Origin of the sequence: Micromonospora sp. NPDC000089, assembly GCF_042899365.1 — a bacterium.
In the GTDB taxonomy this organism is placed as follows: domain Bacteria; phylum Actinomycetota; class Actinomycetes; order Mycobacteriales; family Micromonosporaceae; genus Micromonospora.
Genome location: NZ_JBIAZT010000006.1, coordinates 104,784 through 120,648, shown reverse-complemented (window position 1 = coordinate 120,648; position 15,865 = coordinate 104,784). Strand labels below are relative to the sequence as shown.

Genomic DNA, 15,865 nt, shown 5'->3' with positions numbered 1-15,865 from the left:
ACGTGGAGGACGGGTTATGTCGTCGCCAGACGAGCAGATCGTCCAGGCACTGCGTGCCTCGCTCAAGGAGAACGCGCGGCTTCAGGAGGAGAACAGCGCGCTTGTCGCCGCGGCCGCGGAGCCCATCGCGATCGTCTCCATGGCCTGCCGGTACGCCGGCGGCATCCGCGGCCCCGAGGACCTGTGGCGGGTGGTGACCGACGGCACCGACGTCTACACCGGCTTCCCCACCGACCGCGGCTGGGACCTGGACGGCCTCTACCACCCGGACCCGGACAACCCCGGCACGACATACGTCCGGGAGGGCGCCTTCCTGCACGACGCCGGGCAGTTCGACGCCGCGTTTTTCGGGATCTCGCCGCGCGAGGCCCTGGCGATGGACCCGCAACAACGGCAACTGCTCGAGGTGGCGTGGGAGAGCTTCGAGCGGGCCGGAATCGACCCGCACTCGGTGCGGGGGAGCGACGTCGGTGTGTTCGCCGGGATCGTGCACCAGGACTACGCACCCGACCTCAGCGGGTACGAGGGGTTCCTGAGCCTGGAGCGCGCTCTGGGCACTGCGGGCGGTGTCGCCTCGGGCCGGGTCGCGTACACGCTCGGGCTCGAAGGGCCAGCGGTGACCGTCGACACCATGTGCTCGTCGTCGCTGGTGGCCGTGCACCTGGCCGCGCAGGCGCTGCGCCGGGGCGAGTGCTCGATGGCGCTGGCCGGCGGCTCGACGGTGATGGCGACACCCGGTGGGTTCGTCGGCTTCGCGCGTCAGCGAGGGCTCGCCTTCGACGGGCGCTGCAAGTCGTACGCCGCGGGCGCCGACGGCTCGTCGTGGGCCGAGGGCGTCGGCGTGCTGCTGCTGGAGCGCCTGTCGGTGGCCCGGGAGCGGGGGCGCCAGGTGCTGGCGGTGATCCGCGGCAGCGCGGTGAACCAGGATGGCGCCTCCAACGGCCTGACCGCGCCGAACGGTCCGGCGCAGCAGCGGGTCATCCGCAACGCGCTGGCGAGTGCCGGGCTGCGCGCGTCCGAGGTGGACGCCGTCGAGGGCCACGGCACCGGCACCGTCCTGGGCGACCCGATCGAGGCGCAGGCGTTGCTCGCCACGTACGGGCAGGGCCGGGACCCGCGGCAGCCGCTGTGGCTCGGCTCGGTCAAGTCGATCATCGGGCACACCCAGGCGGCTTCGGGTGTGGCCGGTGTCATCAAGACGGTGCTGGCACTGCGCCACCGGCTGTTGCCGGCAACCCGGCACGTGGACACGCCCACGCCCCAGGTGGACTGGTCCGCTGGCGCGGTCGAGCTGTTGACCGAGGCCCGTGACTGGCCGCGCAATGGTCATGCCCGCCGGGCCGGTGTGTCGTCGTTCGGTGCCAGCGGCACCAACGTGCACCTGATCCTGGAAGAGGCGCCGGAGGACGAGACGGCGCCGATCCCGGCGGAGCCGCCGCCGACCGGGGTCGTTCCGTTGGTGGTGTCGGCGAACACCGCCGCCTCGCTCGCGGCGCAGGCGGGTCGGCTGGCGTCCTTCGCCGAGGGCACCGAGGTGCCGCTGGCACACCTGGCCGGGGCGCTGGTGTCGGGCCGCGCCACGCTGGGTGAACGTGCCGTCGTCGTCGCGGGCTCGACCGACGAGGCATTGGCCGGGTTCGGGGCACTGGCGCGCGGCGAGAACGCGCCCGGTCTGGTGACCGGCTCCGGTACGCCGGGCAAGGTGGTATGGGTGTTCCCGGGCCAGGGCACGCAGTGGGTCGGCATGGGCCGGGAGCTGCTGGATTCGTCTGCGGTGTTCGCGGAGCGGATTGCGGACTGCGCTACCGCGTTGGAGCGATGGGTCGACTGGTCCCTGGTCGACGTGCTGCGTGGCGACGTCGATCCTGCCGTGATGAAGCGGGTCGACGTGCTGCAGCCGGCCAGCTTCGCGGTGATGGTCGGGGTGGCCGCGGTATGGGCGTCGGTGGGCGTTCAGCCCGACGCGGTGATCGGCCACTCGCAGGGCGAGATCGCGGCGGCCTGTGTCGCTGGCGCGCTGCCGCTCAAGGACGCGGCTCGGGTGGTGGCCCTGCGCAGCCAGGCGATCGCCGCGACGCTGTCCGGACGCGGTGGAATGGCCTCCGTTGCCCTGAGCGAGAACGAGGCGACGGAGCGGTTGACCCCGTGGATCGGGCGGGTCGAGGTGGCGGCCGTGAACGGTCCGTCGTCCGTGGTGATCGCAGGCGACGCCGACGCCCTCGACGAGGCCCTGGACGTCCTCGACGACCAGGGTGTCCGGGTGCGGCGGGTCGCGGTGGACTACGCCTCGCACACCCGACACGTCGAAGACCTCCGCGACACCCTCGCCGAGGCGCTGGCCGGCATCGGCGCGCAGGCGCCGACGGTGCCGTTCTACTCGACCGTGACCGGTGAGTGGATCCAAGGCGCCGGAGTCGTGGACGGCGGCTACTGGTACCGGAACCTGCGCAGCCAGGTGCGGTTCGGGCCGGCGGTCGAGGACCTGATCGCGCAGGGTCACGGCGTGTTCGTCGAGATCAGCGCCCACCCGGTGCTGGTCCAGCCGATCAGCGAGATCGTCGACCGGGTCGGCGCCGACGTCGTGGTGACGGGGTCGCTGCGGCGCGACGAGGGTGGCCTGCGGCGCCTGCTGACGTCGATGGCGGAGCTGTTCGTCCGGGGTGTCGCGCTGGACTGGGCCGCGATTCTGCCCAGCGGGGCGACCTCAGCGCACGTCGATCTCCCGACGTATGCGTTCGACCACCGGCACTACTGGCTCCAGATGACCGAGTCGGCCACCGACGCGGCGTCGTTGGGGCTGGTCGGAGCTGATCACCCGCTGCTGGGAGCGGTGTTGCCGCTACCGCAGTCCGACGGGCTGGTCTTCACCTCGCGCCTGTCGTTGCGTACGCACCCGTGGCTGGCCGATCACGCGATCGGCGGCGTGGTCCTGGTCCCTGGCACGGTGTACGTCGATCTGGCGGTACGGGCGGGTGACGAGTTCGGCTTCGGCATCCTGGAAGAACTCGTGATCGAGGCGCCACTGGTGTTGCCCGCGAACGGCGGGGTGCGGCTCCAGGTCGCGGTCGGCGCACCGGGAGAGACCGGGTCGCGCCCGGTCGGCGTGTACTCGCTCCGCGAGGATGGCGCGGACGAGTGGACGAGGCATGCCGTGGGGCTGCTGTCGACCACGCCGACGACACCGGGAACGGGATTCGACTTCACCGCTTGGCCGCCGCAGGGCGTGCGGCAGGTCGACATCGAGGGCTTCTACACCGACCTCGTCGAGCGCGGCTACGCCTATGGGCCGGCGTTCCAGGGGCTGCGCGCGGTATGGCGGCGGGGCGACGAGGTGTTCGCCGAGGTCGCGCTCCCCGACGACCATCGGGAGGACGCCGGCAGGTTCGGCATCCACCCGGCGCTGCTGGACGCCGCCCTGCACACCAACGCCTTCGCCAACCCGGACGACGACCGCAAGGTGCTGCCGTTCGCGTGGAACGGGCTGGTGTTGCATGCCGTGGGCGCGTCGGCACTGCGCGTGCGGGTCGCGCCGTCGGGTCCGGACGCGTTGTCGTTCCAGGCTGCCGACGACACCGGCGCGCTGGTCGTGACGATGGACTCGCTCGTGTCGCTGCCGGTCTCCGCCGAACAGCTCGAGACGGCGGCGGAGGAGAGCCGCGACTCGCTGTTCCGGGTGGAGTGGACCGAGCTGCCCCCGGCCGCCGGGGAGCCGGCGCCGTCCTGGGCGGCGGTGGCCACGGCGGACGACGTGGCGACCCTGACGCGGAGCACGACCGCCGCGTCGGCGGCCGTCCTGAACGCCGTCGGCGACGACGACGGGCCGCTGGCGTTGACCACGCGGGTGCTGGCGGTCGTGCAGGCCTGGCTGACCGGGGACGGGCTGGAGGACTCGCGGCTGGCGGTCGTGACCCGGGGCGCGGTGCCGGCGGGTGACGGCGCGGTGAGCGATCCCGCCGGTGCGGCGGTCTGGGGTCTGCTCCGGGCCGCCCAGGCCGAGAACCCGAACCGGTTCGTCCTGATCGACACCGACCCCACCGGTGCGAACCCGATGCTGGGTGCGGCGCTGGCCAGCGGCGAACCGCAGCTCGCGGTACGCGGAACTACCCTCCTCGCGCCCCGACTGGCCCAAGCCGGCGACCAGGCAACGGACGCACCCGCCGTGTTCCGCCCGGAAGGGCGGGTGCTGCTCACGGGTGGCACCGGGTCGTTGGGCGCCGTGATCGCCCGGCATCTGGTGTCCCGGCACGGTGTGCGCCGGCTGGTGCTGGCCGGTCGGCGGGGTTCGGCCGCCGAGGGTGTGGCGGAGTTGGTCGCCGACCTGACCGAGCAGGGCGCGGACGTGTCGGTGGCGGCCTGCGACGTGTCCGACCGCGATCAGGTCGCGGCCCTGCTGGCCGAGCACCGCCCGACCGGGGTGGTGCACATGGCGGGTGTCCTCGACGACGGCGTGATCGGCGCGTTGACCCCAGAGCGGCTGGCCGGGGTGTTCGCGCCCAAGGTCGATGCGGTACGCCACCTCGACGACCTGACCCGTGGCTCGGATCTCGACGCCTTCGTGGTGTTCTCCTCGGCCGCCGCGATCATGGGCTCCGCCGGTCAGGGCAACTACGCGGCGGCGAACGCGTTCCTGGACGGGGTGATGGCGCAGCGCCGGGCGGCGGGGCTGCCGGGGTTGTCGTTGGCGTGGGGCCTGTGGGAGCAGGCCACCGGCCTGACGGCCCACCTCAGCGCCGTGGACCAGGCACGGATGAGCCGCGGCGGCGTCCTGGCGATGACCCCCGCCGAGGGCGTCACCCTGTTCGACACCGGTCTGCGCGCCGACCAGGCGCTGCTGGTGCCGATCAAGCTGGACCTGAAGGCGCTGCGCGCCCAGGCCGCGGCCGGCGGGGACGTCCCGCATCTGCTGCGCGGTCTGGTGCGGATGGGGCGGCGGGCGGCGCGCGCATCGGCCGGTGACAGCGGCGGACTGGTCCGCCGGCTCGCCGGGCTGGCCCCGGCCGAGCAGGAGAAGATCCTGATCGGCATCGTGCAGGCCGAGGCGACCGGCGTGCTGGGCTTCAGCGGGCCCGAGCTGACGCAGGGCACCCGCAAGTTCACCGAGATCGGGTTCGACTCGCTGACCGCGGTGGAGCTGCGCAACCGGCTGAGCGCGGCGACCGGTGTGAAGCTGCCGGCCACGCTGGTCTTCGACTACCCCACCCCGGTGGCCCTGGCCGGTTACCTGCGTGACGAGCTGGGCGACACGGTGGCGGGCACCGCGGCCAAGGTCACCGTGACCGCCGACCCAGACGAGCCGATCGCGATCGTGGGGATGGCGTGCCGGTTGCCCGGTGGTGTCGCCGATCCTGACGACCTGTGGCGGATGGTGTTCGAGGGGCGGGAGGGCATGTCGCCCTTCCCCGATGACCGCGGCTGGGATCTGGACGGCCTGTTCGACCCCGATCCGGACCGCCCGGGCACGTCGTACACCCGTCAGGGGGGCTTCCTTCAGGGTGCGGGGCTGTTCGACGCGGGGTTCTTCGGGATCTCCCCGCGTGAGGCGCTGGCGATGGACCCGCAGCAGCGGTTGCTGCTCGAGGCGTCGTGGGAGGCACTGGAGCGGGCGGGCGTAGACCCGACCGCGGCGCACGGCGGAGACGTCGGCGTGTTCTCCGGCGTCTCCATCCACGACTACCTCGAATCGCTGAGCAACATGCCGGCGGAACTCGAAGGCTTCGTCACGACCGCCACGGCCGGCAGCGTGGCCTCGGGCCGGGTGTCGTACGTGTTCGGTTTCGAGGGCCCCGCGATGACCGTCGACACGGCGTGCTCGTCGTCGCTGGTGGCGATGCACCTCGCCGCGCAGGCGTTGCGGCAGGGCGAGTGCTCGATGGCGCTGGCCGGCGGGGTGGCCGTGATGGGATCACCGATCGGCGTGCTCGGCATGTCCCGGCAGCGGGGGTTGGCCGAGGACGGGCACTGCAAGGCATTCTCCTCGGACGCGGACGGCACGGTGCTGTCCGAGGGCGTCGCCGTGGTGGTCCTCGAACGGCTGTCGGTGGCCCGGGAGCGGGGGCACCAGGTGCTGGCGGTGATCCGCGGCAGCGCGGTCAACCAGGATGGCGCCTCCAACGGCCTGACCGCGCCGAACGGCCCCTCGCAGCAGCGGGTGATCCGCAGCGCGCTGGCCAACGCCGGGCTGTCGGCGTCCGAGGTGGACGCGGTCGAGGCCCACGGGACGGGCACCACCCTGGGCGACCCGATCGAAGTGCAGGCGTTGCTGGCCACCTACGGCCGGGACCGCGACGCGGATCGGCCGTTGTGGTTGGGCTCGCTGAAGTCGAACGTCGGCCACACCCAGGCGGCGGCGGGCGTGGCGAGCGTGATCAAGATGGTGCAGGCGCTGCGGTACGGCGTTCTGCCGCCCACCCTGCACGTCGCCGAGCCCACGAACCAGGTCGATTGGTCCGCCGGTGCCGTCGAGTTGCTGACCGAGGCGCGCGACTGGTCGCGGAACGGCCGGCCGCGTCGGGTGGGTGTGTCGTCATTCGGGATCAGCGGCACGAACGCTCACATGATCATTGAGGAGGCGCCGGCCGAGGCTGTCCCGGCTGTCCCGGCCGTCCCGGCGAAGGACGTGCCGGACGGCGTGGTGCCGCTGGTGGTGTCGGCCCGCAGCACCGCTTCGCTGGCGGGTCAGGCGGGTCGGCTGGCGGCCTTCCTCGAGGGCGCCGACGAGGTGCCGCTGAGCCGGGTGGCGGGTGCCCTGCTGTCGACCCGGGCGGTGCTGGGCGATCGCGCCGTCGTCGTGGCGGGCTCGGCCGAGGAGGCGCTGGCCGGGCTCGGTGCGCTGGCGCGCGGGGAGAGCTGGGCCGATGCGGTGACCGGCAGCGTGGCCGCGTGGGGCAGGCTGGTGTGGGTGTTCCCGGGCCAGGGGACCCAGTGGGTCGGCATGGGCCGGGAGCTGCTGGACTCGTCCCCGGTGTTCGCCGAACGGATCACCGAGTGTGCCGCCGCGTTGCAACCGTGGATCGACTGGTCCCTGGTGGACGTGCTGCGCGGCGACACCGACCCCGAGGTGATGGACCGGGTCGACGTGCTGCAGCCGGCCAGCTTCGCCGTGATGGTGGGTCTGGCCGCCGTGTGGGCGTCGGTGGGCGTGGTGCCCGACGCGGTGGTCGGCCACTCGCAGGGCGAGATCGCCGCGGCCTGCGTGGCGGGCGCCCTGTCGCTGGAGGACGCCGCGCGGGTCGTGGCGTTGCGCAGCCAGGCCATCGCGGCGGAGTTGTCCGGACGCGGTGGCATGGCGTCAGTGGCGCTGAGCCCGGACGAAGCGGCCGCGCGGTTGGCTCCGTGGGCCGGTCGGGTCGAGGTCGCCGCGGTCAACGGGCCCTCCTCGGTGGTGATCGCCGGCGACGCCGAAGCGCTGGCCGAGGCCGTGGAGGCGTTGGCCGGCCGGCGGGTGGCGGTGGACTACGCGTCGCACACCTGGCACGTCGAGGACATCGAGGACAGGCTGGCCGAGACGCTGACGGGGATCGACGCGCAGGCGCCGGTGGTGCCCTTCTACTCCACGGTCACCGGCCAGTGGATCCGGGAAGCCGGGATCCTCGACGGTGACTACTGGTACCGGAACCTACGCAACCAGGTGCGGTTCGGGCCGGCCGTCGTCGACCTGATCGGCCAGGGGCACGGGGTGTTCGTGGAGGTGAGCGCGCACCCGGTGCTGGTCCAGCCGATCACCGACGTCATCGACGGCACCGAGACCGACGTCCTGGTGACCGGCACGCTGCGGCGCGACGACGGTGGTGTACGACGGCTGTTGACGTCGATGGCCGAGCTGTTCGTCCGCGGTGTGCCGGTGGACTGGAGCGGTGTGCTGCCGCCGGTCACCGGACGGGTGGACCTGCCGACGTACGCGTTCGACCACCAGCACTACTGGCTGCGTCCGGCCGGGGCGGCGGATGCGCCGTCCCTGGGGTTGGCTGGCGCCGACCATCCGATGCTCGGCGCGGTCGTGCGGCTGCCGCAGTCGGACGGCTTGGTCTTCACGTCGCGGCTGTCGTTGCGGTCGCACCCGTGGCTGGCCGATCACGCGGTCGACGGCGTCGTGGTCGTCCCGTGCGCCGGGCTGGTCGAACTGGCTGTGCGCGCCGGTGACGAAGCCGGGTGCCCGGTCCTCGACGAACTCGTGATCGAGACTCCGCTCGTCCTCCCCATGCACGGTGGCGTGCGCGTACAGGTCGCCCTGAGCGGACCCGGCGAGAACGACGCGCGCACGGTGAGCGTCTACTCCCTGCGCGAGGACACCCCCGACGACGTGTGGACGCGACACGCCACCGGCGTGCTGTCGAGCACGCCCGGGGCGCCGGACGGGTTCGACTTCGCCGCCTGGCCGCCCCCCGGTGCACGCGCGATCGACATCGAGGAGCTGTACGCCGACCTGGCCGAGCGCGGTCACGCGTACGGGCAGTCGTTCCGGGCGGTGCGGGCGGCGTGGCAGCGTGGCGAGGAGATGTTCGTCGACGTCGCCCTGCCGGAGGAGCACGGCGCGGAGGCGGCCGGATTCGGCATCCATCCCGCGTTGCTGGACGCGGCCCTGCACCCGGCCCTGCTGACCACGAACGAGGACGGGCCGCAGCCGCGGCAACCGCTGGACTGGCACGCAGTGGTGCTGCACGCCGTCGGCGCGTCGGCGCTGCGGGTACGGCTGGTGTCTGTCGGCACCGACACAATGTCGCTGGCCGCCGCCGACGACACCGGCGGCCTGGTGGTGACCGCGGACTCACTCGGGTTCCGGACGGCGCCCACCGGGCGGTCGGCCGCCGCCGAGCCGGGCACGGCGCTCACCAACGCCCTGTTCCAGGTCGACTGGACCGAGCTGCCCGCCGGCGCGGGGGCGCCGGCTCCGTCGTGGATGCCGGTCACCACCGCCGACGACGTGACTGCCCTGACCGACGCGCCGGCGGCGGTCGTGCTGGAGGCGGCCGGTGAGGACGACGCCCTCACGGTGACGTCTCGGGTGCTGGAGGTCGTGCGGGCATGGCTGGCCGGATCGGGGCTGGAGGAGTCGCGGCTGGTGGTCACGACTCGCGGTGCGGTACCCGCTGGTGACGGCGCGGTGACGGACCCGGCCGCCGCGGCGGTGTGGGGTCTGGTGCGTGCCGCCCAGGGCGAGAACCCGGACCGGATCGTCCTGCTGGACCTGGACCCGGCCACCGACGAGAGTGCGGAATCCGTGCTGGGTTCGGTGCTGGCCAGTGGCGAGCCGCAGCTCGCGGTGCGCGGGATGATCCTCTCCGCGCCGCGTCTCGCCCGCGCCGCCCGGACCGCCGACGCGCCTGCCGTGTTCGGCCCGGAGGGTACGGTCCTGGTCTCGGGCGCGGGCGCGTTGGGTGCACTGGTCGCCCGGCATCTGGTGACCCGGTACGGCGTGCGGCGGCTGGTGCTGGCCAGCCGGCGGGGTTCGGCCGCCGAGGGGGTGTCCGAGCTGGTCGCCGAGCTGTCCGAGCGGGGCGCGGACACGTCGGTGGTGGCCTGCGACGTGTCCGACCGGGATCAGGTGGCGGCCCTGCTGGCCGAGCACCGCCCGAGCGCTGTCGTGCACACGGCCGGTGTCCTGGACGCGGGCGTGATCGAGACGGTGACGCCGGAGAAATTGGCCCGGGTGTTCGCGCCGAAGGTGGACGCGGTGCGGCACCTGGACGAGTTGACTCGCGACCTGCACCTCGACGCGTTCGTCGTCTACTCGTCGGTGTCGGCGGTGTTCATGGGCGCTGGTAGCGGCAGTTACGCGGCGGCGAACGCGTTCCTGGACGGGCTGATGGCCCACCGCCGGTCCCTGGGCCTGCCGGGGTTGTCGCTGGCGTGGGGCCTGTGGGATCAGGCCACCGGTATGGCGGCGAACACCGACGAGTTGACCAGGGCCCGGATGAACCGGCGTGGCGGACTCCAGTTGATGACGCAGGCCGAGGGCATGGATCTGTTCGACTCCGCCCTCGGCATGGAGCAGGCGTTGCTGGTGCCCGCGAAGCTGGATCTGCGCGGGGTCCGCGCCGACGCCTCGGCAGGCGGTGTGGTGCCGCACATGCTGCGCGGCCTGGTCCGTACGGGCCGGCGGCAGGCGCGCTCGGGCGGCGCCGGCGGAGACCGCGGCCGGCTTGCCGAGCGGCTGGCCGGGCTCACCCCTGAGGATCAGCTGACGCTGCTGCTGGACCTGGTACGCGGCCAGGTCGCGGCGGTGCTCGGGCACTCCGGTCCGGGTGCCGTCCGGGCGGACGCGGCGTTCAAGGACGCCGGGTTCGACTCGTTGACGTCGGTGGAGCTGCGCAATCGGCTGCGCGAGGCGACCGGCCTGAAGCTGCCCGCCACGCTGGTGTTCGACCATCCGAGCCCGCAGGCACTCGCTCGCCACCTGCGCGACGAACTGGGCGACGCCGCGCCGACGACGGTTGCGCCGACGGTCCTGGCCGCCGACCCCGAGGAGCCGATCGCCATCGTGGGCATGGCGTGCCGCTTGCCCGGTGGTGTGGCCGGGCCGGAGGACCTGTGGCGGTTGGTGATCGATCGCCGGGACGCGGTGTCCGGGTTCCCCACCGACCGCGGCTGGGACCTGGAGGGCCTGTTCGACCCCGACCCGGAGCGCCCGGGCACGTCGTACACCAGTCAGGGCGGCTTCCTGCATGAGGCGGGGCTCTTCGACGCCGGGTTCTTCGGGATCTCGCCGCGTGAGGCGCTGGCGATGGACCCGCAGCAGCGGTTGCTGCTCGAAACGTCGTGGGAGGCGCTGGAGGCCACCGGTGTTGACGCGACCTCCCTGAAGGGCACCGACGTCGGCGTGTTCACCGGCGCCTTCGGCCAGGGCTACGTCGCGCCGGGGGCCAGCGTGGTCACGCCGGAGCTGGAGGGCTTCGCGGGCACCGGCGGATCGTCGAGCGTGGCGTCGGGCCGGGTGTCCTACGTCTTCGGCTTCGAGGGCCCGGCGATCACGATCGACACGGCCTGTTCGTCCTCACTGGTGGCCATCCACCTGGCCGCACAGGCGCTGCGGCAGGGCGAGTGCTCGATGGCGCTGGCCGGCGGCGTGACCGTCATGGCGAATCCGGGCGCCTTCGTCGAGTTCTCCCGGCAGCGGGGGTTGGCCGTCGATGGGCGCTGCAAGGCGTTCGCCGCCGCCGCCGACGGCACCGGCTGGGCCGAGGGTGTCGGCGTGGTGGTCCTCGAACGCCTGTCGGTGGCGCGGGAGCGTGGGCACACGATCCTGGCCGTGCTGCGGGGCAGCGCGGTGAACCAGGACGGCGCGTCCAACGGCCTCACCGCCCCGAACGGTCCGTCGCAGCAGCGGGTGATCCGCCGGGCGCTGGCCAGCGCCGGACTGGTCCCGTCCGAGGTGGACGTGGTGGAGGCTCACGGCACCGGCACCGCCCTGGGTGACCCGATCGAGGCGCAGGCCCTGCTGGCCACGTACGGCCAGGACCGTGATCCCGGCACCCCGTTGTGGCTGGGGTCGTTGAAGTCGAACATCGGTCACTCGCAGGCGGCCGCTGGCGTGGCCGGCGTGATCAAGGTTGTGCAGGCGTTGCGGCACGGGATGATGCCGGCGACGCTGCACGTGGACGCGCCCACGCCGGAGGTCGACTGGTCCACCGGCGCGGTCGAGCTGCTGACGGAGGCGCGGGACTGGCCGCGGAACGGCCACCCGCGTCGGGCCGGGGTGTCCGCGTTCGGCGTCAGCGGCACGAACGCGCACCTCATCCTGGAGGAAGCGCCGCCGCAGGACGGCACGTCCGACCCCGGTCCGGCTGCGTCCCCGGACGTGCTGCCCGTGGTGGTGTCCGCGCGCAGCACCACCTCGCGGGCGCTGCAGGCCGGCCGGCTCGCGGCGTACCTCGAGGGTGCCGACGACGTGCCGCTGGCGAGCGTGGCCGGAGCACTGGTGTCCGGTCGGGCCGCGCTGACCGAGCGCTCCGTGGTGGTGGCGGGCTCCCGGGCCGAGGCGACGGCCGGGCTCGCGGCGCTGGCGCGCGGCGAGAACGCGGCCGGTGTGGTCACCGGTCGGGTCGGTGCGCCGGGCAAGGTCGCGTGGGTGTTCCCGGGCCAGGGCACGCAGTGGGCCGGAATGGGCCGGGAGCTGCTGGACTCGTCGCCGGTCTTCGCCGAGCGGATCGCCGAGTGCGCGGTCGCGTTGGCGCCGTGGGTGGACTGGTCGTTGATCGACGTGCTGCGTGGCGACGCCGCGCCCGAGGTGATGGACCGGGTCGACGTGCTGCAGCCGGCCAGCTTCGCCATGATGGTCGGGCTGGCCGCGGTGTGGCGGTCGTGTGGGCTGCGACCGGACGCCGTTGTCGGTCACTCCCAGGGCGAGATCGCCGCTGCCTGCGTGGCGGGTGCGCTGTCGCTCCAGGACGCGGCACGGGTGGTGGCGTTGCGCAGTCAGGCCATCGCCACGGTGCTGTCCGGGCGGGGTGGCATGGCGTCGGTGGCCCTGAGCGAGGACGAGGCGGTCGCGCGGTTGGCGCCGTGGGCGGACCAGGTCCAGGTCGCCGCGGTCAACAGTCCCACCTCGGTGGTGATCGCGGGCGACGCCCGGGCGCTGGACGAGGCGCTCGGGTCGCTGGCGGGTGACGGCGTCCGGGTGCGGCGGGTGGCGGTCGACTACGGCTCGCACACCAACCAGGTGGAGACGATCCGCGACCTGCTCGCCGAGACGCTGGCGGACGTGCGCGCGCAGGCTCCGACGGTGCCGTTCTACTCGACCGTGACCCGCGAATGGATCCGCGACGCCGGGGTCGTGGACGGCGGATACTGGTACCGGAACCTGCGTAACCAGGTGCGGTTCGGGCCGGCCGTCGCTGATCTGATCGGCCAGGACTACGGCGTGTTCGTGGAGATCAGCGCCCATCCGGTGCTGGTCCAGCCGATCAGCGAGATCGTGGACGACGCCGATGTCGTGGTGACGGGATCGGTGCGGCGCGACGACGGTGGCCTGCGGCGCCTGTTGACGTCGATGGCCGAGTTGTTCGTCCGGGGCGTGTCGGTGGACTGGACCGGCGTGCTGCCCCCGGTGGCCCGGCGGGTGGAGCTGCCGACCTACGCCTTCGACCACCGGCACTACTGGCTGCGTCAGCCCACCGACTCGGCTACTGACGCGGCGTCGCTGGGACAGGCTGCGGCCGACCACCCGCTGCTGGGCGCGGTGGTGCAGCTGCCGCAGTCGGACGGCCTGGTGTTCACGTCGCTGCTGTCGGTGCGGTCGCATCCGTGGCTCGTCGATCACGCGGTCGGCGGGGTCGTGATCCTTCCCGGCAGCGGGCTGGTGGAGCTGGCCGTGCGCGCCGGTGACGAGGCCGGGTGCTCGGCGCTGGACGAGCTGGTGATCGAGGCGCCGCTGGTGGTGCCCGAGCAGGGCGGGGTGCGGGTGCAGGTGGCCCTGAGCGGACCGGGTGCAGGCGGCGCGCGCGCGGTGGAGGTGTACTCCCGACGCGACGGCGGCACGGGTGCGTGGACACGGCATGCCACCGGTGTGCTGTCAGCGGCACCGAGTGGCGGCGGCACCGGGTTCGACTTCACCGCCTGGCCGCCGCGGGACGCGGAGTCGGTCGACGTCGAGGACTTCTACGCCGACCTGGCTGAGCGCGGCTACGGCTACGGCCCCGCGTTCCAGGGGCTGCGCGCGGTGTGGCGGCGGGGTGACGAGGTGTTCGCCGAGGTCGCCCTGCCTGAGGAGCGGCGAGCGGAGGCGGGTCGGTTCGGCATCCACCCGGCGTTGCTGGACGCCGCGCTGCAGGCCGCCACGGCCGGCGCCACCGCGCGGCAGCCGGGCGAGGCGGTGCTCGCGTTCGCGTGGAACGGGTTCGTGCTGCACGCCGCGGGCGCCGAGGCGCTGCGGGTGCGGCTCGCGCCGCACGGGCCGGAAGCGCTGACCGTCGAAGCGGCCGACGAGACCGGCGGGCCGGTGCTGACGATGGACTCGCTGGTGTCCCGTCCGGTGTCGGCGGCGCAACTGGGGGCCACGGCGCACGACGTCCGTGACTCGGTGTTCCGGGTGGACTGGGCCGAACTGCCCGCTTCCGCCGCCGAGCCCGTGTCGTCGTGGGTGCCGGTGGCCACGACCGACGACGTGGCGGCGCTGGCCCAGGGCGGCGACCTGCCGCCGGTGGCGGTCGTCGACGTCGCCGGCGTCGACGGTCCACTCGCGGTGACGTCCCGAGTGCTGGAGGTCGTACAGGCGTGGATGACCGCGCCTCGGCTCGAGGAGGTACGGCTGGTGGTCCGCACCCGCGGTGCCGTACCCGCCGGTGGCGATCACCTGGTGACCGACCCGGCCGCCGCGGCGGTGTGGGGACTGGTCCGTTCCGCCCAGGCCGAGAACCCGGACCGGATCGTCCTGGTGGACGCCGACCCCGCCGCTGAGGTCGGCGCGGATCTGGTGCTCGCGGCCGGTGAGCCGCAGCTCGCCGTACGCGGGAGCACCCTCTCGGTTCCGCGACTCGCCCGCACCACCGGCCAGCTCCAGGACACGCCGGTCGTCTTCAGGCCGGAAGGAACGGTGCTGGTCTCGGGTGCCGGCGCGTTGGGCGGCCTGGTGGCCCGGCACCTGGTTACGCGGCACGGTGTGCGGCGGCTGGTGCTGGCCAGCCGCCGAGGGCCGGCCGCCGAAGGGATGGCCGAGCTGGTCACCGACCTGACCGAGCAGGGCGCGGACGTGTCGGTGGTGGCCTGCGACGTGTCCGACCGGGATCAGGTCGCGGCCCTGCTGGCCGAGCACCCGTTGACCGGCGTCGTGCACACGGCCGGTGTGTTCGACGACGGGTTGATCGGCGGGCTGACCCCGCAACGGCTGGCCGGAGTGTTCGCGTCCAAGGTCGACGCGGTGCGGCACCTCGACGAGCTGACCCGGGGCACGGATCTGGACGCATTCGTCGTGTTCTCGTCGGTCGCGGGTGTGGTCGGCGGCGGCGGTCAGGGCAGTTACGCGGCGGCGAACGCGTTCCTGGACGCGGCGATGGCCCACCGGCGCGCGGCGGGGCTGCCGGGGCTGTCGCTGGCCTGGGGCCTGTGGGAGCGGAGCACCGGCATGGCCACCCACCTCAGCGTCGTCGACCACGCGCGGGCGAGCCGCGGTGGTGTCCTGGAGCTGACCCGGGCCGAGGGGCTGGGAATGTTCGACATCGCGTTGCGCATGGACCACGCGCTGCTGGTGCCGATCAAGCTGGACCCGGCGGTGATGCGGGCGGACGCCGCAGCCGGTGGCGCCGTGCCGTCGCTGCTGCGCGGTCTGGTTCGCGCCGGCAGGCAGCAGGCGCGGGCGGCGGCCGCGCCGGACGACACGCTGGTTCGCCGGCTCGGCGGGCTCACCCCGGCCGACCAGGAGGCACTGCTCCTGGACGTGGTCCGTGCCCAGGTCGCGGTCGTGCTGGGGCATGCGGACCCGCAGGACGTACGGGCGGACCTGGCGTTCAAGGATGTCGGGTTCGACTCGTTGACGTCGGTGGAGCTGCGCAACCGGCTGCGTGAGGCGACCGGGTTGAAGCTGCCGCCCACGCTGGTCTTCGACTACCCGAACCCGCTGGTGCTCGCCAACCACCTTCGAGCGCAACTGCGCCCGGACGGCGCCGCCCCCGCCGCGGGCGCCGCCACTGACGCCGATGAGGCGCGGCTGCGGCAGGCCCTCGCGTCGGTCCCGCTGGCGCGGTTGCGCGCGGCAGGACTGGTCGACGCCCTGCTCGAGCTCGCCGGCCCGGGTGAGCTGGACGACGGCGTCGGGGACGGGACCGGTGACGAGCGGGCGATCGCCGACCTGGACGTCGACGATCTCGTGGACCTGGTGCTCGGCGGTGAGTAGTCCCGTGCGGCCCGACATCTGCTACCGACTGATTGGGGGCGC

Annotated in this window: 1 protein-coding gene; it reads left to right on the top strand. The window is 73.6% G+C overall.

Going from position 1 to position 15,865, the window contains the following annotated elements:
• The first annotated feature begins 16 nt into the window (after window positions 1-16).
• Window positions 17-15,823 (top strand): SDR family NAD(P)-dependent oxidoreductase, encoded by a 15,807-nt coding sequence (locus tag ACFY3U_RS13765; RefSeq protein ID WP_387200114.1) that lies wholly within the window; start codon window positions 17-19, stop codon window positions 15,821-15,823.
• The last annotated feature ends 42 nt before the right edge of the window (window positions 15,824-15,865 follow it).

What these genes read in the sequence shown, in the direction of transcription:
- ACFY3U_RS13765 (WP_387200114.1), top strand. Translation starts at nt 17, where the DNA reads ATGTCGTCGCCAGACGAGCAGATCGTCCAGGCACTGCGTGCCTCGCTC.